Origin of the sequence: Pseudomonas sp. SK, from assembly GCF_012975065.1 — a bacterium.
GTDB lineage: Bacteria > Pseudomonadota > Gammaproteobacteria > Pseudomonadales > Pseudomonadaceae > Aquipseudomonas > Aquipseudomonas anuradhapurensis.
In genome coordinates this window covers 1,170,014-1,193,195 of the sequence record NZ_CP051857.1, presented here as the reverse complement: position 1 = coordinate 1,193,195, position 23,182 = coordinate 1,170,014, and the positions used below count along the sequence as shown (strand labels likewise).

Annotated in this window: 28 protein-coding genes; 5 read left to right on the top strand and 23 right to left on the bottom strand. The window is 65.2% G+C overall.

Annotated features, from left to right (window positions below; all coding sequences use genetic code 11):
• Nucleotides 1–20: 20 nt before the first annotated feature.
• From HG549_RS05510 to ffh, 8 genes are all read right to left on the bottom strand, one after another.
• On the bottom strand, nucleotides 21–764 hold the full coding sequence (locus HG549_RS05510; RefSeq protein WP_170028516.1) for a thioredoxin fold domain-containing protein: 744 nt from the start codon (nucleotides 762–764) through the stop codon (nucleotides 21–23).
• A gap of 153 nt (nucleotides 765–917) precedes the next feature.
• Complete coding sequence (xerD, locus tag HG549_RS05505) at nucleotides 918–1,814, bottom strand: site-specific tyrosine recombinase XerD (RefSeq protein ID WP_170028514.1); 897 nt, start codon at nucleotides 1,812–1,814, stop codon at nucleotides 918–920.
• Between the two features lie 168 nt (nucleotides 1,815–1,982).
• Complete coding sequence (locus tag HG549_RS05500) at nucleotides 1,983–2,390, bottom strand: acyl-CoA thioesterase (protein WP_170028512.1); 408 nt, start codon at nucleotides 2,388–2,390, stop codon at nucleotides 1,983–1,985.
• A gap of 93 nt (nucleotides 2,391–2,483) precedes the next feature.
• Nucleotides 2,484–2,834 carry a 50S ribosomal protein L19 gene (gene rplS, locus HG549_RS05495; RefSeq protein WP_003252148.1) on the bottom strand — a complete coding sequence of 117 codons (351 nt, stop codon included), beginning with the start codon at nucleotides 2,832–2,834 and terminating at the stop codon, nucleotides 2,484–2,486.
• A 42-nt stretch (nucleotides 2,835–2,876) separates the two neighbouring features.
• Nucleotides 2,877–3,629: a tRNA (guanosine(37)-N1)-methyltransferase TrmD gene (gene trmD / locus HG549_RS05490; protein WP_003252146.1), complete on the bottom strand. Its 753-nt coding sequence runs from the start codon at nucleotides 3,627–3,629 to the stop codon at nucleotides 2,877–2,879.
• A gap of 3 nt (nucleotides 3,630–3,632) precedes the next feature.
• Nucleotides 3,633–4,169 (bottom strand): ribosome maturation factor RimM, encoded by a 537-nt coding sequence (gene rimM / locus HG549_RS05485; protein WP_170028510.1) that lies wholly within the window; start codon nucleotides 4,167–4,169, stop codon nucleotides 3,633–3,635.
• Between the two features lie 5 nt (nucleotides 4,170–4,174).
• On the bottom strand, nucleotides 4,175–4,426 hold the full coding sequence (rpsP, locus tag HG549_RS05480; protein ID WP_003259424.1) for a 30S ribosomal protein S16: 252 nt from the start codon (nucleotides 4,424–4,426) through the stop codon (nucleotides 4,175–4,177).
• Between the two features lie 259 nt (nucleotides 4,427–4,685).
• A complete protein-coding gene (gene ffh / locus HG549_RS05475) occupies nucleotides 4,686–6,062 on the bottom strand; it encodes a signal recognition particle protein (protein WP_170028509.1) in 1,377 nt (458 codons plus the stop codon).
• A gap of 325 nt (nucleotides 6,063–6,387) precedes the next feature.
• Between ffh and HG549_RS05470 the strand changes: the two genes are divergently transcribed.
• The 3 genes from HG549_RS05470 (at nucleotide 6,388) to HG549_RS05460 (ending at nucleotide 9,985) form a co-directional block, all read left to right on the top strand.
• Nucleotides 6,388–7,197, top strand: a complete 810-nt coding sequence (locus HG549_RS05470; protein WP_170028507.1) for an inner membrane protein YpjD — start codon at nucleotides 6,388–6,390, stop codon at nucleotides 7,195–7,197.
• A 9-nt stretch (nucleotides 7,198–7,206) separates the two neighbouring features.
• Entirely contained in the window at nucleotides 7,207–8,406 is a 1,200-nt protein-coding gene (locus HG549_RS05465; RefSeq protein ID WP_170028505.1) for a transporter associated domain-containing protein, read from the top strand.
• 277 nt (nucleotides 8,407–8,683) lie between these two features.
• Nucleotides 8,684–9,985, top strand: coding sequence for an MFS transporter (locus HG549_RS05460; protein ID WP_170028504.1), 1,302 nt, complete (start codon nucleotides 8,684–8,686; stop codon nucleotides 9,983–9,985).
• A gap of 140 nt (nucleotides 9,986–10,125) precedes the next feature.
• Here HG549_RS05460 and purT read toward each other — a convergent pair whose 3' ends face one another.
• From purT to HG549_RS05435, 5 genes are all read right to left on the bottom strand, one after another.
• Complete coding sequence (purT, locus tag HG549_RS05455; protein WP_170028503.1) at nucleotides 10,126–11,307, bottom strand: formate-dependent phosphoribosylglycinamide formyltransferase; 1,182 nt, start codon at nucleotides 11,305–11,307, stop codon at nucleotides 10,126–10,128.
• 76 nt (nucleotides 11,308–11,383) lie between these two features.
• Nucleotides 11,384–11,851, bottom strand: coding sequence for a VUT family protein (locus HG549_RS05450; protein WP_170028502.1), 468 nt, complete (start codon nucleotides 11,849–11,851; stop codon nucleotides 11,384–11,386).
• A gap of 205 nt (nucleotides 11,852–12,056) precedes the next feature.
• Nucleotides 12,057–12,257, bottom strand: a complete 201-nt coding sequence (locus HG549_RS05445; RefSeq protein WP_170028501.1) for a DUF1289 domain-containing protein — start codon at nucleotides 12,255–12,257, stop codon at nucleotides 12,057–12,059.
• A complete protein-coding gene (locus HG549_RS05440) occupies nucleotides 12,250–12,774 on the bottom strand; it encodes a gamma carbonic anhydrase family protein (RefSeq protein ID WP_170028500.1) in 525 nt (174 codons plus the stop codon). Before HG549_RS05440 ends, HG549_RS05445 begins: the two co-directional genes overlap by 8 nt.
• A 42-nt stretch (nucleotides 12,775–12,816) precedes the next feature.
• Nucleotides 12,817–13,416 carry a CoA pyrophosphatase gene (locus HG549_RS05435; RefSeq protein WP_170028499.1) on the bottom strand — a complete coding sequence of 200 codons (600 nt, stop codon included), beginning with the start codon at nucleotides 13,414–13,416 and terminating at the stop codon, nucleotides 12,817–12,819.
• 124 nt (nucleotides 13,417–13,540) lie between these two features.
• Here HG549_RS05435 and HG549_RS05430 point away from each other — a divergent pair, with 124 nt between their 5' ends.
• Together HG549_RS05430 and HG549_RS05425 are read left to right on the top strand one after the other, a co-directional pair.
• On the top strand, nucleotides 13,541–14,092 hold the full coding sequence (locus HG549_RS05430; RefSeq protein ID WP_170028498.1) for an NUDIX hydrolase: 552 nt from the start codon (nucleotides 13,541–13,543) through the stop codon (nucleotides 14,090–14,092).
• A 22-nt stretch (nucleotides 14,093–14,114) separates the two neighbouring features.
• Nucleotides 14,115–14,669 carry a murein L,D-transpeptidase family protein gene (locus HG549_RS05425; RefSeq protein WP_170028497.1) on the top strand — a complete coding sequence of 185 codons (555 nt, stop codon included), beginning with the start codon at nucleotides 14,115–14,117 and terminating at the stop codon, nucleotides 14,667–14,669.
• A gap of 53 nt (nucleotides 14,670–14,722) precedes the next feature.
• Here the strand turns inward: HG549_RS05425 and HG549_RS05420 are convergent, their stop codons facing one another.
• From HG549_RS05420 to gspD, 10 genes are all read right to left on the bottom strand, one after another.
• A complete protein-coding gene (locus HG549_RS05420; RefSeq protein WP_170028496.1) occupies nucleotides 14,723–15,382 on the bottom strand; it encodes a general secretion pathway protein GspN in 660 nt (219 codons plus the stop codon).
• Nucleotides 15,379–15,765, bottom strand: a complete 387-nt coding sequence (gspM, locus tag HG549_RS05415) for a type II secretion system protein GspM (protein WP_170028495.1) — start codon at nucleotides 15,763–15,765, stop codon at nucleotides 15,379–15,381. The genes HG549_RS05420 and gspM overlap by 4 nt, the downstream gene beginning before the upstream one ends.
• Nucleotides 15,762–16,838 (bottom strand): type II secretion system protein GspL, encoded by a 1,077-nt coding sequence (gspL, locus tag HG549_RS05410; RefSeq protein WP_170028494.1) that lies wholly within the window; start codon nucleotides 16,836–16,838, stop codon nucleotides 15,762–15,764. The genes gspM and gspL overlap by 4 nt, the downstream gene beginning before the upstream one ends.
• Nucleotides 16,835–17,386: a type II secretion pathway protein XcpW gene (locus HG549_RS05405; RefSeq protein ID WP_178118833.1), complete on the bottom strand. Its 552-nt coding sequence runs from the start codon at nucleotides 17,384–17,386 to the stop codon at nucleotides 16,835–16,837. The genes gspL and HG549_RS05405 overlap by 4 nt, the downstream gene beginning before the upstream one ends.
• A 113-nt stretch (nucleotides 17,387–17,499) precedes the next feature.
• Nucleotides 17,500–17,868, bottom strand: a complete 369-nt coding sequence (locus HG549_RS05400; RefSeq protein WP_170028492.1) for a type II secretion system protein GspI — start codon at nucleotides 17,866–17,868, stop codon at nucleotides 17,500–17,502.
• The gene (gene gspH, locus HG549_RS05395) at nucleotides 17,865–18,302 is read right to left on the bottom strand and encodes a type II secretion system minor pseudopilin GspH (RefSeq protein ID WP_170028491.1); all 438 of its coding nucleotides are present in this window, start codon (nucleotides 18,300–18,302) and stop codon (nucleotides 17,865–17,867) included. The genes HG549_RS05400 and gspH overlap by 4 nt, the downstream gene beginning before the upstream one ends.
• A gap of 3 nt (nucleotides 18,303–18,305) precedes the next feature.
• Complete coding sequence (gene gspG, locus HG549_RS05390) at nucleotides 18,306–18,740, bottom strand: type II secretion system major pseudopilin GspG (protein WP_170028490.1); 435 nt, start codon at nucleotides 18,738–18,740, stop codon at nucleotides 18,306–18,308.
• Between the two features lie 17 nt (nucleotides 18,741–18,757).
• Entirely contained in the window at nucleotides 18,758–19,960 is a 1,203-nt protein-coding gene (gene gspF / locus HG549_RS05385; protein ID WP_170028489.1) for a type II secretion system inner membrane protein GspF, read from the bottom strand.
• Between the two features lie 2 nt (nucleotides 19,961–19,962).
• Nucleotides 19,963–21,411 (bottom strand): GspE/PulE family protein, encoded by a 1,449-nt coding sequence (locus tag HG549_RS05380; protein WP_170034058.1) that lies wholly within the window; start codon nucleotides 21,409–21,411, stop codon nucleotides 19,963–19,965.
• A complete protein-coding gene (gspD, locus tag HG549_RS05375) occupies nucleotides 21,411–23,180 on the bottom strand; it encodes a type II secretion system secretin GspD (protein WP_170028488.1) in 1,770 nt (589 codons plus the stop codon). Before gspD ends, HG549_RS05380 begins: the two co-directional genes overlap by 1 nt.
• Nucleotides 23,181–23,182: the final 2 nt, after the last annotated feature.

The following is a 23,182-nucleotide window of genomic DNA, read 5'->3' as shown; positions in this document are numbered from 1 at the left end:
CGACGGCGCACTGAATTGGATTACCTGGCCAGTGCCAGCTTGGCCACCTGCGGTGCCGGCTGGTAGCCGGGAATGACCTGGCCGCTTTCAAGCACGATCGCCGGCGTGCCGTTGACACCGATCGACTGGCCCAGCTGGAACTGCTTGCTGACCGGGTTGGCGCACTTGGCAGCCTTGATTTCCTCACCCTCGACCATCTTGTCCATCGCTGCACGGCGGTCGCTGGAGCACCACACGGCCTGCAACTGCTGGTCACCCGGCGAGCCGAGGCCCTGGCGCGGGAAGGCGACATAACGCACTTCGATACCGCGGCGGTTGAGCTCGGGCACTTCGGCGTGCAGCTTGTGGCAGTACGGGCAGGTGGTGTCGGTAAACACGGTGATGTGCGATTTGGTCTCGCCCTTGGCAGGATAAACCACCATCTCGGCGGCTGGAATGCCGTTGATGAGCTTGGCGATACCCAGGCGCTCGGCCTTCTCGGTCAGGTTGACCGGCTTGCCGTCCTGGATCTGGAACAGGTAGCCCTGCATCACGAACTGCCCGTCAGCGCTGGCATACAGCACGCGGCCACCCTGCAGCTTGACTTCATACAGGCCGCTGACCGGGCTGCTGGCCACGCTTTCTACCGGCACTTCCAGCTCGAGGTTCTGCAATGATTTACGGATGGCCTGCTCGGCGCCGGCAGGGCTATCGGTTGCCGCGGCAACGGCAAGGGTACTGGCCAGCGCCAACGCGGCGGCGGCGAAAAACTGGGTCACGCGCATGGGAACTCCTGAAGGCGGACAGGGGCCGGAGGGCGTCAACTGCGCAAAATGCGCGCTGACAATGCGGCCCTTGGTGCAAACCGCTCAAGCCTACCACATCACACTGCCAATGAAGGGCCCTGCAAGGACCGGTCGGCGGAACATGAAAAACATTCATCCACGCGGGTGATGCTGGGCGTGCAACTGCTGCAGGCGGGCCTTGGCGACATGGGTGTAGATCTGCGTGGTCGACAGGTCGCTGTGGCCCAGCAGCATCTGCACCACACGCAGGTCGGCGCCGTGGTTGAGCAAGTGTGTGGCGAAGGCATGGCGCAGGGTGTGCGGCGACAAGGGTTTGTCGATGCCGGCCACCCGGGCGTGGTGCTTGATGCGGTGCCAGAACGTCTGGCGGGTCATCTGCTCGCCACGCTGGCTGGGGAACAGCACGTCGCTGGGGCGGCCATTGAGCAGTTCGGCGCGGCCACCGCGCAGGTAGCGCTGCAGCCACACCACCGCTTCTTCGCCCATGGGCACCAGGCGCTCCTTGCTGCCCTTGCCCATTACCCGCAGCACGCCCTGGCGCAGGTTGACCTGGTCGAGGGTCAGGCTGACCAGTTCGGTAACGCGCAGGCCGCAGGCGTAGAGCACCTCGAGCATGGCGCGGTCACGCTGGCCGATGGCTTCGCCCAGCTCCGGGGCCTGCAGCAAGGCTTCGACGTCGGCTTCGGACAGCGACTTGGGCAGGGGCTTGCCCAGTTGCGGCATGTCCACTTGCAGGGTCGGGTCGATGGCCACCAGCTTTTCCCGCAGCAAGTAGCGGAAGAATCCGCGCAGGCCGGACAGGAAGCGTGCCGTGGAACGTGGCTTGTAGCCCTGGTCGAGGCGCCAGGCCAGGTGGTCGAGAATCAGCTCACGGCCGGCGTCGGGCAGGCTGACGGAACGTTCCTGCAGCCAGCCGTTGAACAGGGCCAGGTCGCTGCGGTAGGACACGCGGGTGTTGTCGGACAGGCCTTTTTCAAGCCACAGGGCGTCGAGGAACTGGTCGATCAGGGGGTGGTCGAGGGCGGGCATGCGGGGCTGCTGGGTGTTGAAGGTGGGCTTAGTGTTTCACAGCCACATGATTTTTGTCTGTACTGGCCTCTTCGCGGCTAAAGCCGCTCCTACAGGGATCGCACAGGCCCTGAGGGCGGTGATCCCTGTAGGAGCGGCTTTAGCCGCGAGAGGCCAGCACAAAAGAACTCAGACCTGAGGCAAGACCGGCACCGGGCGCTTGTCCTCGTCGATGGCGACGAAGCTGAATACCCCATGAATCGCCCGCTCGCGTCCGTCCAGGTACATGTTCTCGACGAACACATCCACCTGCACCTGCAAGCTGGTATTGCCGACCTTGATCACCGAACCCACCAGTTCGACGATCGAACCTGCCGGGATCGGGTGCTTGAAGTCGATACGGTCGGTGGACACGGTCACCAGTGGCAGACGGCAGAAGCGCGTGGCGGCGATGAACGACACTTCGTCCATCCACGCCAGGGCAGTGCCGCCGAACAAGGTGTTGTGGTGGTTGGTGGTGTTGGGGAACACCGCCTTGGTCACGCGGGTCACCGACAGTTCGGTGCGGCGCTGGATTTCCTGGTCTCGGGGGGTCATGACAATCACATCTACGGGTTTCAAAACGCAAAAAAGCAGCCCGAAGGCTGCTTTTTTCTCGCTAGGCGGCCGCGGCCACCGGGCAAACTGCACTCAGGACAGTTTTTCCTTGATGCGAGCGGCTTTGCCGGACAGGTCGCGCAGGTAGTACAGCTTGGCTTTACGCACGTCACCACGACGTTTCACGGCCAGGCTGTCGATCTGCGGGCTGTAGGTCTGGAAGGTACGCTCTACGCCAACGCCGCTGGAGATCTTGCGCACGGTGAAGGCGCTGTTCAGACCGCGGTTACGCTTGGCGATAACGACGCCTTCGAACGCCTGCAGACGGGAACGCTCACCTTCCTTCACTTTAACCTGGACGACAACGGTGTCGCCTGGTGCGAAGGTCGGGATTTCCTTGCTCATCTGCTCGGCTTCGAGCTGCTGGATGATCTTGTTGGTCATGCTGTGCTCCTAAGATGGATACGCGATCCACCATCGATACGTTTAACTATCGTCCCGCTCGCGGAGATATTCCTCGAGCAGCTTCTTCTCTTCTCCAGAAAGCGAGCGACTTTCCAGAAGATCGGCGCGTCGTTCGAAGGTCCTACCAAGGGACTGCTTCATTCTCCAACGCCGGATGTGTGCATGGTTGCCACTTAGCAACACGTCGGGAACACGCTGATCCGCATACACCTCAGGTCGGGTGTAGTGCGGGCAGTCGAGCAGACCGTCGGTGAAGGAATCTTCTTCCGCCGAGTCCACATGCCCTAAAGCTCCGGGCAGCAGCCGTGTAACCGCATCGATCAGTACCATGGCCGGCAGCTCGCCACCGGAAAGCACATAGTCGCCAATCGACCACTCCTCATCGACATGAGCCTCGATAAAGCGCTCGTCGATGCCTTCATAACGACCGGCGATCAGGATCAACGATTCCTGTTCGGCCAGGCCTTTGACCGCCTGCTGGGTCAGCTTGCGGCCTTGTGGCGAAAGGTAGATCACCTTCGCCGCTGCTCCGGTCGCCTGCCTGGCGCTAACCAGGGCGTCTTCCAGAGGCTTGATTTTCATCACCATGCCCGGACCACCGCCAAACGGCCGATCATCCACCGTGTGGTGACGATCTGTGGTGTAGTCCCGCGGGTTCCAGCAAGTCACCTGAAGCAACCCCTGTTTCACCGCGCGGCTGGTAATGCCGTACTCCGTGATGGCCGAGAACATCTCGGGGAACAACGTGATGACGTCTACGCGAAGGTTACCCATCGTCTAGAAGTCCGCGTCCCACTCAACCCGCATCACGCCTGCTTCCAGGTCGATATCGAGCACGCATTGCGCCGTATAGGGCAACAGACGCTCGCGATCATCCAGGCTGCCTGCGCAGGGCTTGACCACCATGACATCGTTCGCACCGGTCTCCAGCAGGTGATCGACCTTGCCGAACAGCTGTTCGTCCTGGTTGATGACCTTCAGGCCTACCAACTGGTACCAGTAGTACTCGTCGGCCGCCAGGCTGGGCAAAAGGCTCCGCGGAATGCAGATTTCGTAACCACTCAGAAGACGGGCTTCATCACGGTCATCGAGGCCTTTCAGTTTCACGACCAGGCCCTTTTGGGAGCCACGACCGTTGACCAGCTCGACCTGCTTTACCTTGCCTTCGTGCCGAAGCGTCCAGCGCGGATAATCCAACAGGTTTTCAATCGGATCGGTAAAGGAATACACCTTCACCTCGCCGCGAACGCCGTGAACCGAAAAAATCTTGCCAACGACGATGAGGTCGTCAGCCTTTTCTGGCGTCGCGTTCATACTGCTCAGGCAGCAGCCTTGGCAGCGTCCTTCAGCAGCTGAGCAACGCGCTCAGACGGCTGTGCACCCTGGCTCAGCCAGTAGTTGACGCGCTCTTGGTTGACCGACAGCTTGACTTCGGCGCCAGCAGCGATCGGGTTGAAGAAACCTACGCGCTCAACGAAACGGCCGTCACGGGCGTTACGCGAGTTGGTCACGGTCAGGTGGTAGAATGGGCGCTTTTTCGAGCCGCCACGGGCCAGACGAATGGTTACCATGTGAACATCGTTCCTATAGTCGGTGCTGCAGTTGATACAGCAGCTGGTACTGCAAATCTGAATGCCAAATAGGCACACGGGTGCCCAAAAGGCCGCATATTCTCGGGGAATACACGGACATTTGCAAATGACTTTTTCGGCAAGGCCCCGCCCTGCCGTCCAGATTCGCCGGTTGCGCCGCAAAATTCGCGGCCGTTGCCCCACCAAGGCGGGGGTTCAGGGCGCCGGCCGGACAAACGGCAGGCACCCGGAATAGGGGTTACAGCTTGGGCATGCCGCCACCTGGCAGCATCCCGCCCAGGCCACGCATCATCTTGGCCATGCCGCCCTTGGCGGAAAACTTCTTCATCATCTTCTGCATCTGCTTGTGCTGCTTGATCAGGCGGCCGACGTCCTGCACCTGGGTGCCGGAACCGATGGCGATACGGCGCTTGCGCGAGCCGCTGATCAGCTCCGGATCACGGCGTTCGGCCGGGGTCATGGAGTTGATGATCGCTTCCATCTGCTTGAACTGCTTCTCGGCCGCGCCCTGGGCATTGCCCATCTGCGACAGGTTGACCCCGCCGATGCTCGGCAGCTTGTCCATCAGCCCGCCCAGGCCGCCCATGTTCTTCATCTGCTGCAACTGGTCGCGGAAGTCTTCGAGGTCGAAGCCCTTGCCCTTCTTCAGCTTCTTGGCCAGCTTGTCGGCCTTGGCCTTGTCGATGTTCTGCTCGGCCTGCTCGATCAGGCTGAGCACGTCGCCCATGCCGAGGATGCGCGAGGCGACGCGGTCGGGGTGGAACGGCTCGAGCGCTTCGGTCTTCTCGCCCATACCGATGAACTTGATCGGCTTGCCGGTGATGGCCCGCACCGACAGGGCGGCACCGCCACGCGCGTCACCGTCGACCTTGGTCAGTACCACGCCGGTCAGCGGCAGCGCCTCGCCAAACGCCTTGGCGGTGTTGGCGGCGTCCTGGCCGGTCATGGCGTCGACCACGAACAGGGTCTCGATCGGCTTGACCGCAGCGTGCAACGCCTTGATCTCGTCCATCATGTCGGCATCGATGTGCAGACGGCCGGCGGTATCGACGATGACCACGTCGATGAACTTCAGCTTGGCTTCACGAATGGCCGCTTCGGCGATGGCCACGGGCTTCTGGCTGATGTCGGAGGGGAAGAAGGTGACACCGATGTCGTTGGCCAGGGTTTCCAGCTGCTTGATCGCCGCCGGGCGGTAGACGTCGGCAGACACCACCATCACGCTCTTCTTCTTGCGCTCCTTGAGGAAGCGCGCCAGCTTGCCGGCGGTGGTGGTCTTGCCCGCGCCCTGCAGGCCGGCCATCAGCACCACGGCAGGTGGCGCAGCGTTCAGCGCGAGGTCTTCGTTGGCCGCGCCCATCAGGCTTTCCAGCTCGGCCTGGACGATCTTCACGAAGGCCTGGCCCGGAGTCAGGCTGCGCGACACTTCGGTGCCGACCGCACGCTCCTTGACGCTGTTGACGAAATCCTTGACCACCGGCAGGGCGACGTCGGCCTCGAGCAGGGCCATGCGCACTTCGCGCAGCGTGTCCTTGATGTTGTCTTCGGTCAGCTTGGCCTTGCCGGTGACATGGCGCAGCGTCTGTGACAGGCGGTCGGTCAGGTTTTCGAACATGGTGATCCTTTCAGGCCCAGTAAAAGCCGAGGTTTGTCAGGCGCCCAGGGGGGGAATGCACACCCGCCGGGCACAGCAAGGCGGCGATTATAGCGAAGTGCGGCGGCGGCGCACACCTTGCTGGCGGCCTGGTAGATATTCGGTGGCTGTGCCGGCCTCTTCGCGGGCATGCCCGCTCCCACAGGCTCCTCACTGCTTGCAGGCCTGCGCCATACCTGTGGGAGCGGGCGTGCCCGCGAATGGCCTGACACCCCCCTTCAGTCTTCCTTGATCAACGGAATCTATGCCAAACTCCGTCTCTTTCAAGGCTCGCCAACCAGGACTTATGGTCTCCTCACCCAGCCTCATCCCCAACCTGATCGCCGCCGTCCTCTATATAGCTGCGGCCATCTACCAGGGCTCGTTCCTGGCCCGCAACCGCAAGGCCGACAAGCGCCTGCTCGCCCTGCTGGGCGCCTTCGCGGTGCTCGCCCAGGGCGGCGCGCTGTTCTTCCAGCTGATCACCCCGCTGGGCCTGAGCCTGGACTTCTTCAGCGCCGCCAGCCTGATCGCCGTGGCAGTCATCGCCCTGACCCTGCTGGCCTGCCTGCGCATACCAGTGGAAAACCTGCTGGTGCTGCTGTTCCCGCTAGGCGCGGTGACCGCGCTGCTGGCGCAGTTCGCGCCCCCCGGCACAGTGCCGCTGATCGACGAGGAACCGGGCATCCTCGCGCATATCCTGCTGTCGATCCTGGCCTACGGCCTGTTCACCATCGCGGTGTTCCAGGCACTGCTGTTGCTGCTGCAGGACCGCCAGTTGAAAAACAAGCACCCGTCCGGGCTGATCCGCAACTTCCCGCCCCTGCAAACCATGGAAAGCCTGCTGTTCGGCTTCCTCTGGGCCGGCTGGTGCCTGCTGTCGCTGTCGCTGATCTCCGGCTGGCTGTTCCTCGACAACCTGTTCGCCCAGCACCTGGTGCACAAGACCTTGCTGGCCTGTGTCGCCTGGGTGGTGTTCAGCGTGCTGCTGTGGGGCCGTACCCGCCTGGGCTGGCGTGGCCACAAGGCCATCCGCTGGACGCTGGCCGGTTTCTGCCTGCTGATGCTGGCCTATTTCGGCAGCAAGCTGGTTCGCGAATTCATCCTGCATATCTGACGGCCGCCCATGGATACCCTGCCGTACGCACCGCTATTCGGCACCCTGGCACTGGCGCTGTTGTGGTCGGCACTGTTCACCGCCGTGGATGCCGCCCGCCAGCTGCTCAATGGTGCGCGCACCGGCGAGGACAGCCCCGCGCTGCCCGCCCAGGCCCTGGTGCTGTGTGCCAGCCTGGGCAAGTTGCTGGTGCTGGGCCTGGCCTGCCTGATCGGCCAGCGCCACAGTGGCGAGCACGGTTTCTGGCTGGCCGGCCTGGCCGCCACCCTCAGCTTGCTGGTGTTCGCCGAGTACCTGCCACGACGCCTGGCGCGGCGCAACCCGCAGGCCTTGGTCAGCCTCGGTGTCAGCCTGCTGAAAGTGCCGCTGGCCCTGTTGCAACCACTGGCCTGCCTGCTGGATGGCATTGCCAGGTTGATCCTGCGCCCATTCCGCGTGCAACCCACGGCTGTGGCCGTGCACCCGCCGGAAGCGGATGACTTCGATGAGGACGACGAGCACGAAGCGCCGCGCCATGGCCTGCTCGACGGCCTGCAATCACTGGACAAAATCACCGTCAACGACATCCTGGTGCCGCGCAACGAAGTGGACGGCATCAACCTCGACGATCCGATCGAGCGCATCATCGAGCAACTGATCGTCAGCCGCCACACCCGCCTGCCGGTGTACCACAGCGACATCAACCAGGTTGAAGCGATCCTCAACACCAAGCTGATCAGCCACCTGCTGCCCAAGGCCGAGCTGACCCTGGAGAAACTCCACAGCGCCTGCTACGAGCCCTATTTCGTGCCGGAAAGCACGCCCCTGCAGATGCAGCTGTTGAACTTCCACAAACAGCAACGCCGCCTGGGCGTGGTGGTGGACGAGTACGGTGAAGTACTGGGCATCGTCACCCTGGAAGACATCCTCGAGGAAATCGTCGGCGAGTTCGAGGACGAGCACACCCTGGACAACCCCCACGTCCACCCGCAGCCCGATGGCACCTTCGTCATCGACGGCACCGCTTCGCTGCGCGAAATCAATCGCACCCTGGGCTGGCACCTGCCCTGCGACGGCGGGCCGAAAACCCTCAACGGGCTGGTCACCGAAGCGCTGGAAAGCATCCCGGAAAGCGCCGTTTGCCTGAAGATCGGCCGCTATCGCCTGGAAATCCTCGAAACAGAGGACAATTGTGCCAGCAAGGTACTGGTATGGACCGTGACCCGCTAGCTATACTCGGGCCACGCTTACCCAGCCTCGCCGTCCCGCCTGCTATCCGCACCCGGCGCTCCACGGCCAGTCCGCCCCACTGACACGCCCTGCGGTCCTGCTTCAACACCCCGAACAGTGCCCGCCCCCGCCCCTATCCCCCTTGGGCTATCGTCAGTCTGGCGCGCACAACAACAAAACGCTCCGGCGTCCGCATGGCCGTGCCTGGCTCTTTCGCTTAGCACGCTGTCGCAGGCCACGCCCATGGAGCCGGATCAGACTGTCAGGGACCTTCCAAATGACAACCAGCAGCACTTATGCCGAAGCGCCTGCCGCGCCGGTCAATTCGCCCGCGCGGGTAGCCACTGCCAGCTTCATCGGCACCGCCATCGAGTTCTATGATTTCTACGTCTACGCCACTGCCGCCGCCCTGGTGATCGGCCCGGTGTTCTTCCCTTCCGGGTCGGGTACCGCGCAGATGCTGGCGGCCTTCCTCACCTTCGGCATCGCTTTCCTGGCGCGCCCGCTGGGCTCGGCACTGTTCGGCCATTTTGGCGACCGCATCGGCCGCAAATCGACCCTGGTCGCCTCACTGTTGCTGATGGGCGTGTCCACCACCGCCATCGGGGTGTTGCCGGGCTATGACAGCATTGGCGTGTGGGCGCCGGTCATCCTCTGCCTGTTGCGCTTCGGCCAAGGTCTGGGCCTGGGTGGCGAATGGGGTGGCGCGGCGTTGCTGGCCACCGAGAACGCGCCGCAAGGCAAACGCGCCTGGTTCGGCATGTTCCCGCAGTTGGGGCCGTCGATTGGCTTCCTCGCCGCCAACGGCCTGTTCCTGACCCTGGCGCTGGTGCTCAGCGACGAGCAGTTCCGTGCCTGGGGCTGGCGCATTCCGTTCCTGCTCAGCGCGGCGCTGGTGCTGGTCGGCCTGTATGTGCGGCTGAAACTCGAGGAAAGCCCGGTGTTCGCCAAGGCAGTCGCGCGCCAGGAACGGGTGAAGATGCCAGTGGTCGACCTGTTTGCCAAACACTGGCGGCCTACCCTGCTGGGCGCGGCGGCCATGGTGGTGTGCTACGCACTGTTCTACATCTCGACGGTGTTCTCGCTGAGCTACGGCGTGACCACGCTAGGCTACAGCCGCGAAACGTTCCTCGGCCTGCTGTGCTTCGCAGTGGTGTTCATGGCCCTGGCCACGCCCCTGTCGGCCTGGCTCAGCGACCGCTACGGACGCAAGCCGGTGCTGGTCGTCGGCGGCCTGCTGGCGGTGCTCTCGGGCTTCACCATGGAACCGCTGCTGACCTCGGGGTCGACCGCAGGCGTGGCGCTGTTCCTGGCCATCGAATTGTTCCTGATGGGCGTGACCTTTGCGCCGATGGGGGCACTGCTGCCGGAACTGTTCCCGACCCATGTGCGTTACACCGGGGCGTCGGCTGCATATAACCTGGGCGGGATCGTCGGGGCTTCGGCGGCACCGTTCTTTGCCCAGAAACTGGTGAGCATGGGTGGCTTGAGCTGGGTCGGCGGCTATGTGTCGGCGGCCGCAGTGATCAGCCTGCTTGCCGTGCTGTGCCTGAAAGAAACCCGCAATACTGCGCTTTGAATGATTAGGGCTGCTTTGCAGCCCTATCGCGCCACAAGGCCGCGCCTGCAGGAGATCGCCCCCGCTTCAGCTTGCGCGATTCCCTGTAGGAACGCCCTTGTGGCGCGACAGGGCCGCAAAGCGGCCCCATGCGGCCTGGATCAGAACTCGACCTTGACCGCCTGCGCGGCACGGGTCGCCTTGGCCCGCGCCAGCTCGACCGACTCGTCCCGCGCCAGGCACACGCCCATGCGCCGCGTCCCGTTGATTTCCGGCTTGCCGAACAGGCGAATGGCGGTATCCGGCTCGCTCAGCGCTGCACCGAGGTTGGCGAAGCTGGTCTGCTGCGACTGGCCGTGCGGCAGGATCACCGCCGAGGCCGATGGGCCGAACTGGCGCACGGCCGGAATCGGCAGGCCAAGAATCGCCCGGGCATGCAGGGCAAACTGCGAGAGGTCCTGGGAAATCAGGGTGACCAGGCCAGTGTCATGCGGGCGTGGCGACACTTCGCTGAACCACACCTGGTCCCCCTTCACGAACAGCTCCACGCCGAACAGGCCACGGCCGCCCAGGGCATCGGTGACCGCCTTGGCCACCCGCTGCGACTCGGCCAGCGCTTTCGGGCTCATGGCCTGCGGCTGCCACGACTCCTGGTAGTCGCCTTTTTCCTGACGATGGCCGACCGGCTCGAGGAAAGTGGTGCCGCCCACGTGGCGCACGGTCAGCAGGGTAATCTCGTATTCGAAGTCGATGAAGCCCTCGACGATCACCCGGCCCTTGCCGGCGCGGCCGCCCTCCTGGGCGTAGGCCCACGACGGCTGCAGGTCGGCATCGCTGCGCAACAGGCTCTGGCCCTTGCCCGACGAACTCATCACCGGCTTGACCACGCACGGGTAACCGACATCGGCCACGGCCTTGGCATAGTCTTCATAGGTGTCGGCGAAGTGGTACGGCGAGGTCGGCAGGTCCAGCTCCTCGGCGGCCAGGCGGCGGATGCCTTCGCGGTTCATGGTCAGCTGGGTGGCGCGGGCCGTCGGCACCACGTTGAAACCTTCGTTTTCCAGTTCGACCAGGGTGGCGGTGGCGATGGCTTCGATTTCGGGAACGATGTAGTGCGGCTTCTCGGCCTCGATCACGGCGCGCAGGGCAACGCCATCGAGCATGTTGACCACGTGGCTGCGGTGCGCCACCTGCATCGCCGGGGCATTGGCGTAGCGGTCGACGGCGATCACTTCGACGCCCAGGCGCTGCAGCTCGATCACCACTTCCTTGCCCAGTTCGCCACAGCCGCACAGCAGTACACGGGTCGCGGTGGGCGACAAGGGGGTTCCGATACGGGTCATTTCAGGTCCTCGAAGGCGTCCGGGGCCGCACCAGGCATGGCGCCGCCCGCTGAAAAAGGACCGCTATTCTACACCATCAACCGACGGCGGCAGCGCGCCGCGCGCGAAATGCCATGGCCAGCCACACGGCGGTGACCCCGGCGAACTTCGAGGCCATGGCCGTGCCGATCACGGCCGGGGCCAGGGCACCGATCATGCCGAAGAAGATGAACGTGTCCACCGGGATGCTCAACGCCGAGCTCAGCCACAGGCGGTCGCGCAATGGCCGGCGGGTGATGCTGAATACCAGCCAGTCGATCAGCTCGGAGATGAAGAACGCGGTGGCGCTGGCCAGCGCAATGGCCGGCTCCGAAGTGACATAGGACAGCACCAGCGCCACCAGCATGGCAACCAGCGCGCCGTGGCCGAAGCGGGTCTGCACCATGTCGCGCAGGATGAACACCAGGCCGCCCCAGGCAGACCAGATGATGTCCAGGTGCGGCGCGCTGGAAAAGGCGTAGTTGATCAGCACTACGCTGCTGATGTAGGCAAGCAGATAGAACATGGCGAGTGGTCTGTGGGCAAGCCGCACAGATTACCGCTGGCTGCCCGAGCAGGCAACGGTACTCCGTGTAGGAGCGGCCTTGCGTCGCGATGGGCTGCGAAGCAGCCCCAATGTTTCGGCGCAGACGCTAACGTTGCTGGGGCTGCTTTCGCAGCCCATCGCGACGCAAGGCCGCTCCTACAAGCGACGCCAGCCTGCGGGGCATTCAGTTGTGGAAAACCAGGCCGGCCTCTTTCGCCCGTTCATGACACAGCGTCAGCACCGCACGACGCTCGTCATTGTCCATCCGCCCCCAGCGGCTGATTTCCGCCACGCTGCGCTGGCAACCGGTGCAGATATCCTGCTCGTCCAGCGCACAAATGCTCACGCACGGCGAGGCCACCGGCCGTTCCACGGCATCACTCATCGTCAACCACCAACTCCCGCGCATAGCGCTGGGCATTGGCCACGTAATGCGCGGCACTGGCTTCGAGCATGCGCTTCTGCTGCTCGGTCAGCTCGCGCACGACCTTGCCCGGCGAGCCCATCACCAGGGAGCCGTCGGGAATCTCCTTGCCCTCGGCAATCAGCGCATTGGCGCCAATGATGCAGTGCTTGCCAATCCGCGCGCCGTTGAGGATGACCGCGTTGATGCCCACCAGGCTGTAGTCGCCCACCGTGCAGCCATGCAGCATGGCGTTGTGGCCGACGGTCACGCCCTTGCCCAGGGTCAGCGGCGAGCCCATGTCGGTGTGCATCACCGTGCCATCCTGCACGTTGCTGCCTTCGCCAATGTCGATCAGCTCGTTGTCGCCGCGCAACACCGCGCCAAACCACACGCTGGCATTGGCCTGCAGGCGTACCTTGCCGATCAGGGTGGCAGTGGGTGCGGCCCAACTGGTGGGGTGGCTCTCGACCCGCAGGTCGCCCAGGCGGTATTTCATGCTTGCTCCTCAGGCTGCGACGCACGGCGGGGTAGGCCCCGCTCAGTTTTCGATGTAACGCTCAGGTGGCTGGTGCAGGCTGATGCCGGCATCGAACAGCAGGTTGACCAGTTCGACGATCATGATCGCCGACAAACCCCAGATCTTGTATTCGCCGTAGCGATAGCTGGGCACGTACCAGCTGCGCCCCTGGTAATCGATACGGTGGGTATGGTCGCGCGGGTCCTGGCGGAAGAATTCCAGCGGCACGCTGAATACTGCCGCGATCTCGGCATCATTGGCGCGGTATTCGACAAAATCCGGAATAAGCCCGACGAATGGCGTTACTTTCAGGCCATGCAGCGAAATCAGCGGGCTGAGCGGGCCGATCACTTCCACCAGGCCAGGCGGCAGGCCGATTTCCTCTTCGGCCTCGCGCAATGCGGTGAACACCAGGTCCGGGTCTTCCGGGTCGCGGCGGCCGCCGGGAAAGGCCACTTCGCCGCCATGTGTGGACAAGCCCTGGGCACGCAGGGTGAGGACCAGCTCGGGCGCTTCGCTACGGGTAATGGGCAAGAGGACCGCCGCTTCAGGGAACCGCCGGTCGGTTTCCATTGAGGCGGGTTGGTGGTTGCTCATTCGGCGAAGTAGCTCGTCCAGCATTGCGCACACTCGTATTCAAGGCCTGCCTTGCATGATGCACCAAAGCCGCGCAGCACCCAAGCCCCGTGCGCTTGCGGCGGCACGGCCGTCGCGCCAAGATAAGCCAGAGCGAAAGGAAACCGACATGAAATTCTGCAGCACGTGCGGCCAGCTGGTCACTCAGCGGATTCCTGCAGGCGACAGCCGCTTGCGGTATGTCTGCGAATCCTGCCAGACCATCCACTACCAGAACCCCAATATCGTTGCCGGCGTACTGCCGACCTGGGGCAGCCAGGTATTGCTGTGCCGGCGCGCCATCGAGCCGCGCCGGGGCTTCTGGACCCTGCCCGCCGGGTTCATGGAAAATGGCGAAACCCTCGACCAGGCCGCCCGTCGTGAAACCGTCGAGGAAGCCTGCGCCCGCCTCGGCAGCATGACCCTGTACCAGCTGTTCGACCTGCCGCACATCAACCAGGTGCATGTGTTCTTCCGCGCCGAGCTGGCGGACCTTGATTTCGCTATCGGTGTGGAAAGCCTGGAGGTGCGGCTGTTCGAGGAACGCGAGATACCGTGGGGCGAGCTGGCTTTCCGCACTGTCACACGCACACTAGAATGCTACTATCGCGACCGCATTGGGCAGCAGTACCCCATAGGCCATGAATACCTGCCGCCGATGCATGTCTCGACCACTACCTAGAAGCCTTCAGGGAAACCGTTACATGCGCTGGTTGCTTGCCCTTTTCTGCCTTTGCGTTACCTCGGTGTCCCAGGCGGCGTTCACCGAGACGATCATCCGCAAACCCCAGCCGGCAGCGCAAACCCAGTCGCCTTCGCAACAGGCCATGCAGCCGCTGATCGACAAGGTGCTGGTGATCAAGTCCGAGCGGCGCCTGCAATTGATCAGCCGTGGCGAACCCCTGAAAACCTACCGCATCTCCCTGGGCAAGCAGCCCAAGGGCCCCAAGGAACGCGAGGGTGACAAGAAAACCCCCGAGGGCCTTTACTGGCTGGACTGGCGCAAGCAAAGCGACCGCTTCAACCTGGCCATCCACATCAACTACCCGAATGTCAGCGATGCCGCCCGCGCGACCCGTGAAGGGGTGAGTGCCGGCAGCATGATCATGATTCATGGCACGCCGATCAACGACGAGTACCCGGAGTGGTACTTCCATACGCTGGACTGGACCGATGGCTGCATTGCCATGCGTAACCGCGACATGCAGGAAGTCTGGGACCTGGTGCGCGATGGCACGCTGATCGAGATCCGCCCTTGATATGAGCGGCTTTGCAGCAGCCTGAAGCGGGGCTCGGCGTTCTCCAGGCGCCCCTACCAGCGAAACTCCCGCTGCCCTGTCAGCGCCTGCGGCCCGAGCCACTGCGCCCCACGCAATAAAGGTGTCAACGCCGCTTCGGGCTGCAATTCGTACACCAACCGGGCCCGGCGCCCAGGCAGGTCTGCGTCCATTGCCAGGTGATGCTGCCCCTGTTGTGCCAGTTGCCCGCGCAGGTGCCAGCCGTTGCCGCAGTCGATTTCCAGCCAGCCCTGCCCCAGGCCCAGCGACCACGGCTCGGTCAAGGCGAGGTCGGTCACCTGCAGGCGGCCGTCACTGCCCTGGCATCGGCGCCCAGCGCCCTCGACCCGCAATCCACCCTGCCATTGCCCAGCCAGGCGGTAATCCGACGTTGTCGTCAGTTGCGGCCCCAGGGCCGTCGCCGTTAGCTGCCACTGCCAGGGCCAGCCTTCAGCACGCAGTTGCCAGGCCTGGCCCTGCCAGCCAACCTGCGCGCTCGCCTGCAAGCGCCACGGCTGTAGCGCCCAGCGCAGCGGCCCGAGCGGCCCCAGCTGCTGTGCCTGGCCTTGCCAGAGGCTGCCACTGGCCTCGCGCAGCGGCAGCTTGAATACATGCGCCACCCAGCTGGCCGGCAGCTCCAGCAATAGCGTGAGGACGAAAACCAGCAGCATCCACGCCGCACTTGTTCGGCTCATGGCTGCACCACCAGCTCGAAGCGCAGCCCCTTGCCGTGGCGTTCCAGCCCCCATTGCCGTAGCTGCACGCCTTCGCCCCGCAGGCTCTGCAGCCAGCCCTGCAACAGAAGCTCGTCGGCCACCTGGCCACGCAATTGCCAGGCCTCGCCTTGCGCATCGACTTCGGCCAGTTCGATGCGTCGGGCCTGGGCTGACTGGCGTAGCCGTTCCAGGTTCAACCCCGGGCCGTTGTGCAGACTGGCGGCCTGTTCGGCCAGCCCGCGCCACTGGCTGAGTTCGCGCCATTGCGCCAGGCCGGCGCGCAGGGCCAGCACGGCCAGCAACAGGGTAATCAGTGCCCAGGCGAAGGTGAAACGGTGACGCTGTATCCAGTCCCGGTTCATGAGGCCGCTCCCAGATCGAACAGCACTTGGTCAGCTTGGACCTGAACAGTCGCACCAGCAGCGGTGGCCATGTCCTGCCAGGGCGGTGCACTGCCCTCGCCCACCAGGCGCACCTGCCAACGCTGGCCATCGAAGCGCACCGCGCCCAGGTGCCAGCCGGGATGGTCACGCAGCCAGGCCTGCAATGCCGCTTGCAGGTCTTCGAGCTGGCGCATGCGCAGTTGCTGTTGCAACGCACCTTCGCGCAGCCGCTTGAGCGCCTGCGCGGCGTGACGCGGGCTGGCCTGAGGGCCGGTCACGGCAATGACCTGGCTGCGCCAGAGTTGCGCCTGGCGCCATTGCTGGGTCATCCACAGCCCAGCCCAGCCCACAGCCAATGCCAGGCAGGCGGCCAGCAGGCGTTGCTGCGGCCGGGATACCGTCGCCAGCACGCGCCTGTTGCGGGCATGCTCGAACAGGCCGGGCAGTTTATCCAGCGGCGGCAACGCCGTTGGCCAGTCACCGCTCAGCGGCACCTTGTGCAGCCCCGCCCACGGTTGGCGAGGCGCATCACCCAATGCATCCGGCCAGGCCAGCCAATGCTCCTGGCCATCTTCGCCCAGCCCTTTGCACAAGCGCAGATCGGCTGTGCGCTGCCAATGCCAGGCAGTGCCGGCCTCGGGTGTCGGCAGTAGCTGCAGCTCCGCCCAGCAACGCTGCGCTGGCAAACCCCACTCGGCACACTGCCGATGCCAACTGTCCAGTTGCTGGCGCGCCACCACCAGCAAGCGAAGGTAACCGGGCCCACGCGCCAGGCAGGCACAGGTCACTTCGTCCGCGGCCTGCAGCAGGCGATCTTCGAGCAACAGTGGCCATTCCTCTCGTTTGAGCCCGGGTGGTGCCGGCACGCGGAAATGGCTGCAGGCCTCGGCAGGCAGAATCAGTGCGACACGCGCCTGCAGGTTCAGCGGCGGCTCGCCCTGCCCCTGGCTTTGCACACGGCCGCCATCGACCAGCGCCCAGTGCCAGGTTGCACCCGGTCGCAGCAACAACCAGGGCCGGGCCGGTGTACGCCGCCGCCATTCAACTTTCATGAGCGCCCCCACGGGAGCGCGAAGGTGCAGACATAGGGGGCTCCATCACGCTGCAATTCCAGGCGCACGCCACGGCCGGGGTGCGCGGGTTGGTCGGAAGGCCAGGCCAGCCAGCGGCCGCCCTGGTAATACAGAATATTCAGGGCGCTGACCCGCTCGAGCCGTTCACGTTCGAGCCAGCGCGGCGCGGCAGCGGCGTACAGGTCGGCCGAGCTTTCCAGCAGCAGGCGCTGCTCGCGGGCCTCGAAGCGCAGGCGCTGGCGTTGCAGGCGCGAGCCACCTTCGGCTGGCGGCAGGCCGGTGGTGGCGACCCATAGCAGTTGGTTGCTGGCTGGCTGCCAGTCCAGCCAGCGGCTGGCCAGGGGTAGGCGCTGCTCGTAGATGCGACGCATCACCGGGCTGTCGAAGCGCCGTTCCAAGGCCAGGCAAAATTCCAGCACCGAGGTTTCCTGGGTGGTGTCCTGCAAGCGTTCGCGCACCTTGAGCCAGCCATTGACCAGGGCGGCGAGCAGAATGCCGAGCACGGCGGTCAGGGCCAGGGCGACCATCAGTTCGATCAGGGTCAGGCCAGCCTGGCGGCGCTTTACAGGTTTGCCGCCCGGGTGGCCGGTGTCCCCCGCTGCTACAGGGGGCAGGCAAGCCTTTGAAGCTGGCGGTCGGCTCATGGGCGCTCCAGGAATACGGTGTACTGGCCCAGCGGCAGGCGCTGGTCGCGATCGGCGAACAGCAGTAATTCCCCGCGACGCAAGTCACGCACGCCAGTGCGGCGCAGCTGCAACTGCCAGTGGCACGCCTGGCCACCCTGGCTCAGCTCACCGTTCACCTGGTTGTTGGCAGGCCAGTACTGCTCGACGGCAAAGCGGGTCTGCAATTCGCGCGCGCACAGCAGGCCGAGGCGGTGTTGCTGCAGGTTGCCCTGCACGGCCAGGCGCTGGCGCAACACCTGGCTGGTGATTACCGCCAGCACGGCAGCGATCGCCAGGGCCACGCTAACCTCGAGCAAGGTGAAACCGCGTTGATGCCGCTTCATGGCGCCACCGTTATGTGCAAGCGGCCATCACGGCTCCAGGCCCAGCGTTGGCTACCATCGGCCCAGCGCCAGTGCACGCTGCCCGGCTGTGCCCAGCCGTGCGGGGTGAACAGCAGCTGAGGTTGCGAGCTGGCTGGCCAATCCGGATGCAGGCCCTTGGGCCAGTCGCCCAGGGCCACCGTCTCGAGCGCCCAGGCATCGCCCTGGCGGCGCACGAACTCCGGGCGCTGGCCGTTCCAGCGCAGGCCACGCAGTTGCCCGGCATGCCGGGCCAGCACGGCCTGGCTGCGGGTCTCTGCCGCCAGCCGCTGCAAGGCCTGGTCGACCGCGGCCTGGCCGTTGCCGAGACTGGCCACCGCCAGCCCGGTCATCAGCCCGGCGATGGCCAGCACCACCAGCAACTCGATCAGGCTGAAACCCCGCTGCCGACGCACGGGCTACAGCTCCCAGTTGCCCAGGTCGGCATCCTGGCCTTCGCCCCCCGGCAGGCCGTCGGCGCCCAGCGAGTAAACATCGACCCGGCCGTGCTCGCCGGGCATGCGGTACTGATACGGGGTGCCCCAGGGGTCTTCAGGCAGGCGGCGCACGTAGCCGTCACTGCGCCAGGCCCGCGGCAGCGGTTCCTGGGCCGGCTTTTTCACCAGCGCGGCCAGGCCCTGCTCGTTACTGGGAAAGCGCAGGTTGTCCAGACGGTACATGTCCAGCGCCTGCTCCAGGGTGGCCAGGTCGGCCATGACTTTCTGTTTCATGGCCTTGTCCTGGTTACCGAGCACGCTGGGCGCGACCACGGCGATGAGCAGACCGATGATGAAGATCACCACCATGATTTCCATGAGGGTGAAACCGCGCTGGCGGTGGCGTCGATGCTGCATGGCAATACTCCTTGCGTTCACAGTTGCAGGCCCTGGTTGAGTTGCATGATCGGCAGCAGCACCGCCAGCACGATGAACAGCACCACGGCGCCCATCACCAGGATCATCAGGGGTTCGAACAGCGCCATGGCGGTGTCGACCTGGCGGGCGAAGCCGCGCTCCTGGTCGTCGGCCACACGCTCGAGCATATCGGCCAGGGTGCCGCTGGCCTCGCCACTGCCGACCATGTTCACCAGCAGTGGCGGGAACTGCTGGCTGGCATCCAGCGCGCGGTGCAGGCTGGTACCGCCCTGCACCTGCAGGCGCACCTGTTCCATGGCCTGGCGGATACGCCGGTTGCCGACGGTTTCGGTGGCCACGTGCAGGGCTTCGAGCAGGGCCACGCCGCTACCAGTGAGAATGGCCAGGCTGCGGGCCAGGCGCGCGCTTTCCAGCACCTGCAGCAGGTTGCCGATACGTGGCAGGCGCAACAGCAGCTGATCGCGGCGCAGGCACCATTGCGGCTTGCGCAGCAACCAGCCGCCGAGCGCCGCGAGCACCACGGCCAGCCCCAGCAGCCAAGGCCCGGCCTGGACCAGCCCTTGGCTCAGGCCGATCAACAGCGAGGTGATCAGCGGCAGGCTCTGCCCGGCATGGGCGAATTGCTCGGTGAGCTTGGGCACGACGAAGGTCATCAGGCCGATGACCACCGCCAGCGACACGCCCATCAGCACCGTGGGGTAGATCAGCGCAGTGCGCGCCTTGTGCTGTTGCCGTTGCACCTGTTCCAGGTGATCGGCCAGGCGGGCCAGGACCTGGGCCAGGCGCCCGGAGCGCTCGCCAGCCTCGACCAGCGCGCAGTACAGGCCGCTGAACGGTGCGCCCTGGCGCGCCAGGCTGCGGGCCAGGCCCAGGCCTTCGGCAAGCGAGCCGCGCAAGGCCACCAGCACGCTGTGCAGGGCAGGCTGGCGCAATTGACGTTCAAGGGTGGCCAGGGCGTCGACCAGGGGGATGCCGGCACCGGTCAGGGTGGCCAGCTGACGGGTCAGTTCGCACAGCTGGGCGCGGCTCAGGCGCTGGCGCCGGGGTTGCCGGGTACCGGCCTCATGGCGCTGCAACTGGCGAGCGAACAGTCCCTGCTCGCGCAACAACTGGCGCGCGTGGCGTTCGCTGTCGGCTTGCAGGCTGGCCTTGCGAGTCTTGCCGGCGAGGTCGACGGCCTGGTAGCGGTAGGTCGGCATGCTCAGCCCTGCACCACGCGCAGCACTTCGGCCAGGCTGGTCTCGCCACGCGCCAGGCAGTCGCTGGCCATCGCCAGCAGGCTCTGCCGGCGTTCGGCCAGGTAGTCGTGCATGGCCAGTTCGCTGGCGCCGTCATACAACAGGCCGACCAGCCCGGGGTCCAGCTCGATGAATTCGTACAGGCCCAGGCGCCCGCGGTAACCGCTGCCCTGGCACTGCTCGCAGCCCACCGCGTGGTAACTGCTGCCGAGTGCCGCCATCTCGGGCCACAGCTCACGTTCTGCCGCCTGCAGCGGGTGCGCCACGGCGCAACTGCACAGGCGCCGCACCAGGCGCTGGGCCAGCACGCCACGCAGGCACGAGGCGATCAGGAACGGTTCGATGCCCATGTCGCGCAGGCGGGTCACCGCGCCTAGCGCACTGTTGGTGTGCAGGGTGGACAGCACCAGGTGGCCGGTGAGGCTGGCCTGTACGGCGATCTGCGCGGTTTCCTGGTCGCGGATTTCGCCGAGCATGATCACGTCCGGGTCCTGGCGCAGTATCGCGCGCAGGCCGCTGGCGAAGGTCAACCCGGCGCGCGGGTTGATGGCAGTCTGGCCGATGCCGGCAATGGCGTACTCCACCGGGTCCTCGACGGTGAGGATATTGCGGCTGCCATCGTTGAGGCTGTTGAGGCTGGCGTACAGGGTGGTGGTCTTGCCGGAACCGGTCGGGCCGGTGGACAGGACTATGCCGTTGGGCCGCGCCAGGCAGCCACGCAGGCCCTGCAGTACCGCCGGCGGCATGCCCAGGTTGCCCAGCGCCAGCAGGCTGGCCTGCTTGTCGAGGACGCGCATCACCACCCGTTCGCCATGGATGCCAGGCAGGGTCGAGACCCGCACGTCCACTTCGCGCCCGGCCGCACGCAAGGTGATCCGGCCATCCTGGGGCTGGCGCTTTTCGGCGATGTCCAGGCGCGCCATCACCTTGATCCGCGACACCAGCATGGCTGACAGCGCACGCGGTGGGCGCAACACCTCGCGCAGGTGGCCATCGACCCGCAGGCGCACCACCAGGCTCTGCTCGAAGGTTTCGATGTGGATATCCGAGGCACGCAGGCGCAGGGCCTGGCCGAACAGGCCGTTGATCAGGCGGATCACCGGGGCCTCGTCGTCGCTTTCCAGCAAGTCCTCGATGCGCGGCATCTCGTTCATCAGGCTGTCCAGGTCCACCTGCTCGCCAATGCCTTCGATCAGTGCCTCGGTGGCGTTGGCACCTGCCTGGTACAGCTGGCCCAGGCGTTCATCGAACAGCGCGGGCTCCAGGTATTCGAGCAGGCTGGGCTGGCCATGCACGCGCAACAGTTCCTGCAGTTGCGCACTGTCGGCATCGGGCCGCAGCCACAGTTGCCAGCCTTGCTCGGCCGGGGCCATGGCTACCCCGCTCTGGCGCGCCTGGCGATATGGCAGCATCACCAGTCACCGCCTTCCAGGCGCGCGCGGCTGGCAGGGAATACCTGCAGCAACTGCGGGCTGCCGGCTGCCAGGTCCGGCAGTTGCAGCGGCGTGGTCTGTTGCAAGGTGCGGTACTTGCCCTCGCTGAGCCCGGCCAGGCTCGGCTCGTCACGCAGGATACGCGGGCGAATGAACACCATCAGGTTCTGCTTGGTGTTCTTGCTGGCATCGGAGCGGAACAGCCGGCCCAGGTACGGGATGTCGCCCAGCAGCGGCACACGCTGGTTGCTGGTGCTCAGCTCGTCGGAGATCAGGCCGCCGAGAATGACCAGGCCGTTGTCCTCGACCATCACCTTGGTCTTGATCTCGCGCTTGTTGGTGATCACGTCGCTGGCCGCGCTGGAGTCGGCGATCGACGACACTTCCTGGACGATGTCCAGGCGCACGCTGTTGTCGATGTTGATCTGCGGCTTGATGCGCAGCTTCACCCCGACTTCCTTGCGCTCGATGGTCTGGTACGGGTTGGCGTTGTTCTGGGTCACCGAACCGGTGACGAAGGGCACTTCCTGGCCGACCAGGATCGAAGCTTCGGCATTGTCCAGGGTCAGCAGGGTGGGCGTGGACAGCAGGTTGAAGCCACTCTTGCCCTTCAGCGCATTGACCAGCATGGCAAAGTTGAAGCCGCCGCCGAAATGGCCGATGCCAGCCGTGGCCCCGCTGGTCGACGACAGCAGCTCGCCCAGCGCCTCGCTGTCACCGCTGGCGGCCGCCCCGGCGATACTGGCGATGTTGACCCCGTTGCTGCCGAAATTGACGATGCCGGCACCGAACTTCTCATCGGCGAACAGCCACTGCACGCCCAGCTCCTGGGCACTGCTGTCGGAGACTTCGGCGATGATCGCCTCCACCACCACCTGGGCGCGGCGGATGTCCAATTGCTCGACGATGCTGCGGTAGGCCGCCAGCTCGCTGTCGGGGCCGACCATGACCACGGCGTTGGTGCCTTCCTCGTACTCCAGGCGGATACCACTGCCACCACCGGCAGCCACCACCGGCCGGTCCTTGGCCTCGGCTTCAGCAGCGCCTTCCGCCGCCACCATGCCCTCCTGGCTGAGGCCGCGCAGCACCTTGACCACTTCGCTGGCACTGGCGTGGCGCAGGTAGATCACCTGGGTGCCGGTGTTGTCCGCCACTTCGCCTGGGCGGTCGAGGTGCTGCAGCAAGCTGGCGATACGATCCAGGTTGCTGCGCCAGTCGGTCACCACCAGTTGCTGCGCTGCGGGGTAAGGGGTGATCACGCCCACCCGTGGATCGATCAGCGGCTTGAGAATACCTAGCACTTGTTCGCTGGCAGCATTGCGCACATTGAAAACCCGGGTAGCCACGCTGTCGCTGCCCTGCCCCTGCTGCCCGGCCGGCTCCACCGGCACCGGTTCCAGGCGCGCCGCCTGGTCGGGGACGATCTTCACGCTGCCGTTGGGCAGGTCGACAGCGGCATAGCCCTGGGCGCGCAGCTGCGCCAGGAAGATGTCGTAGATCGCATCGGCGTCGTGCATGTCGACGGTGCGCACGGTGACCTTGCCTTTGACCCGGGGGTCGACGATGAAGGTGGTGCCGGTAATGCGCGACACGCTGTCGATGAACTCGCCCAGATCGGTGTCGACAAAGTTCACCTCATACAGGGGCGTGCCGTTGTCGTCGAATACCGGCTCTTCGGCATTGGCGGCGGGCAGGCCCATGGACAAGGCCAGGCTCAAGGCGGCCGCTAGGCAATATCTGACAGGCATCG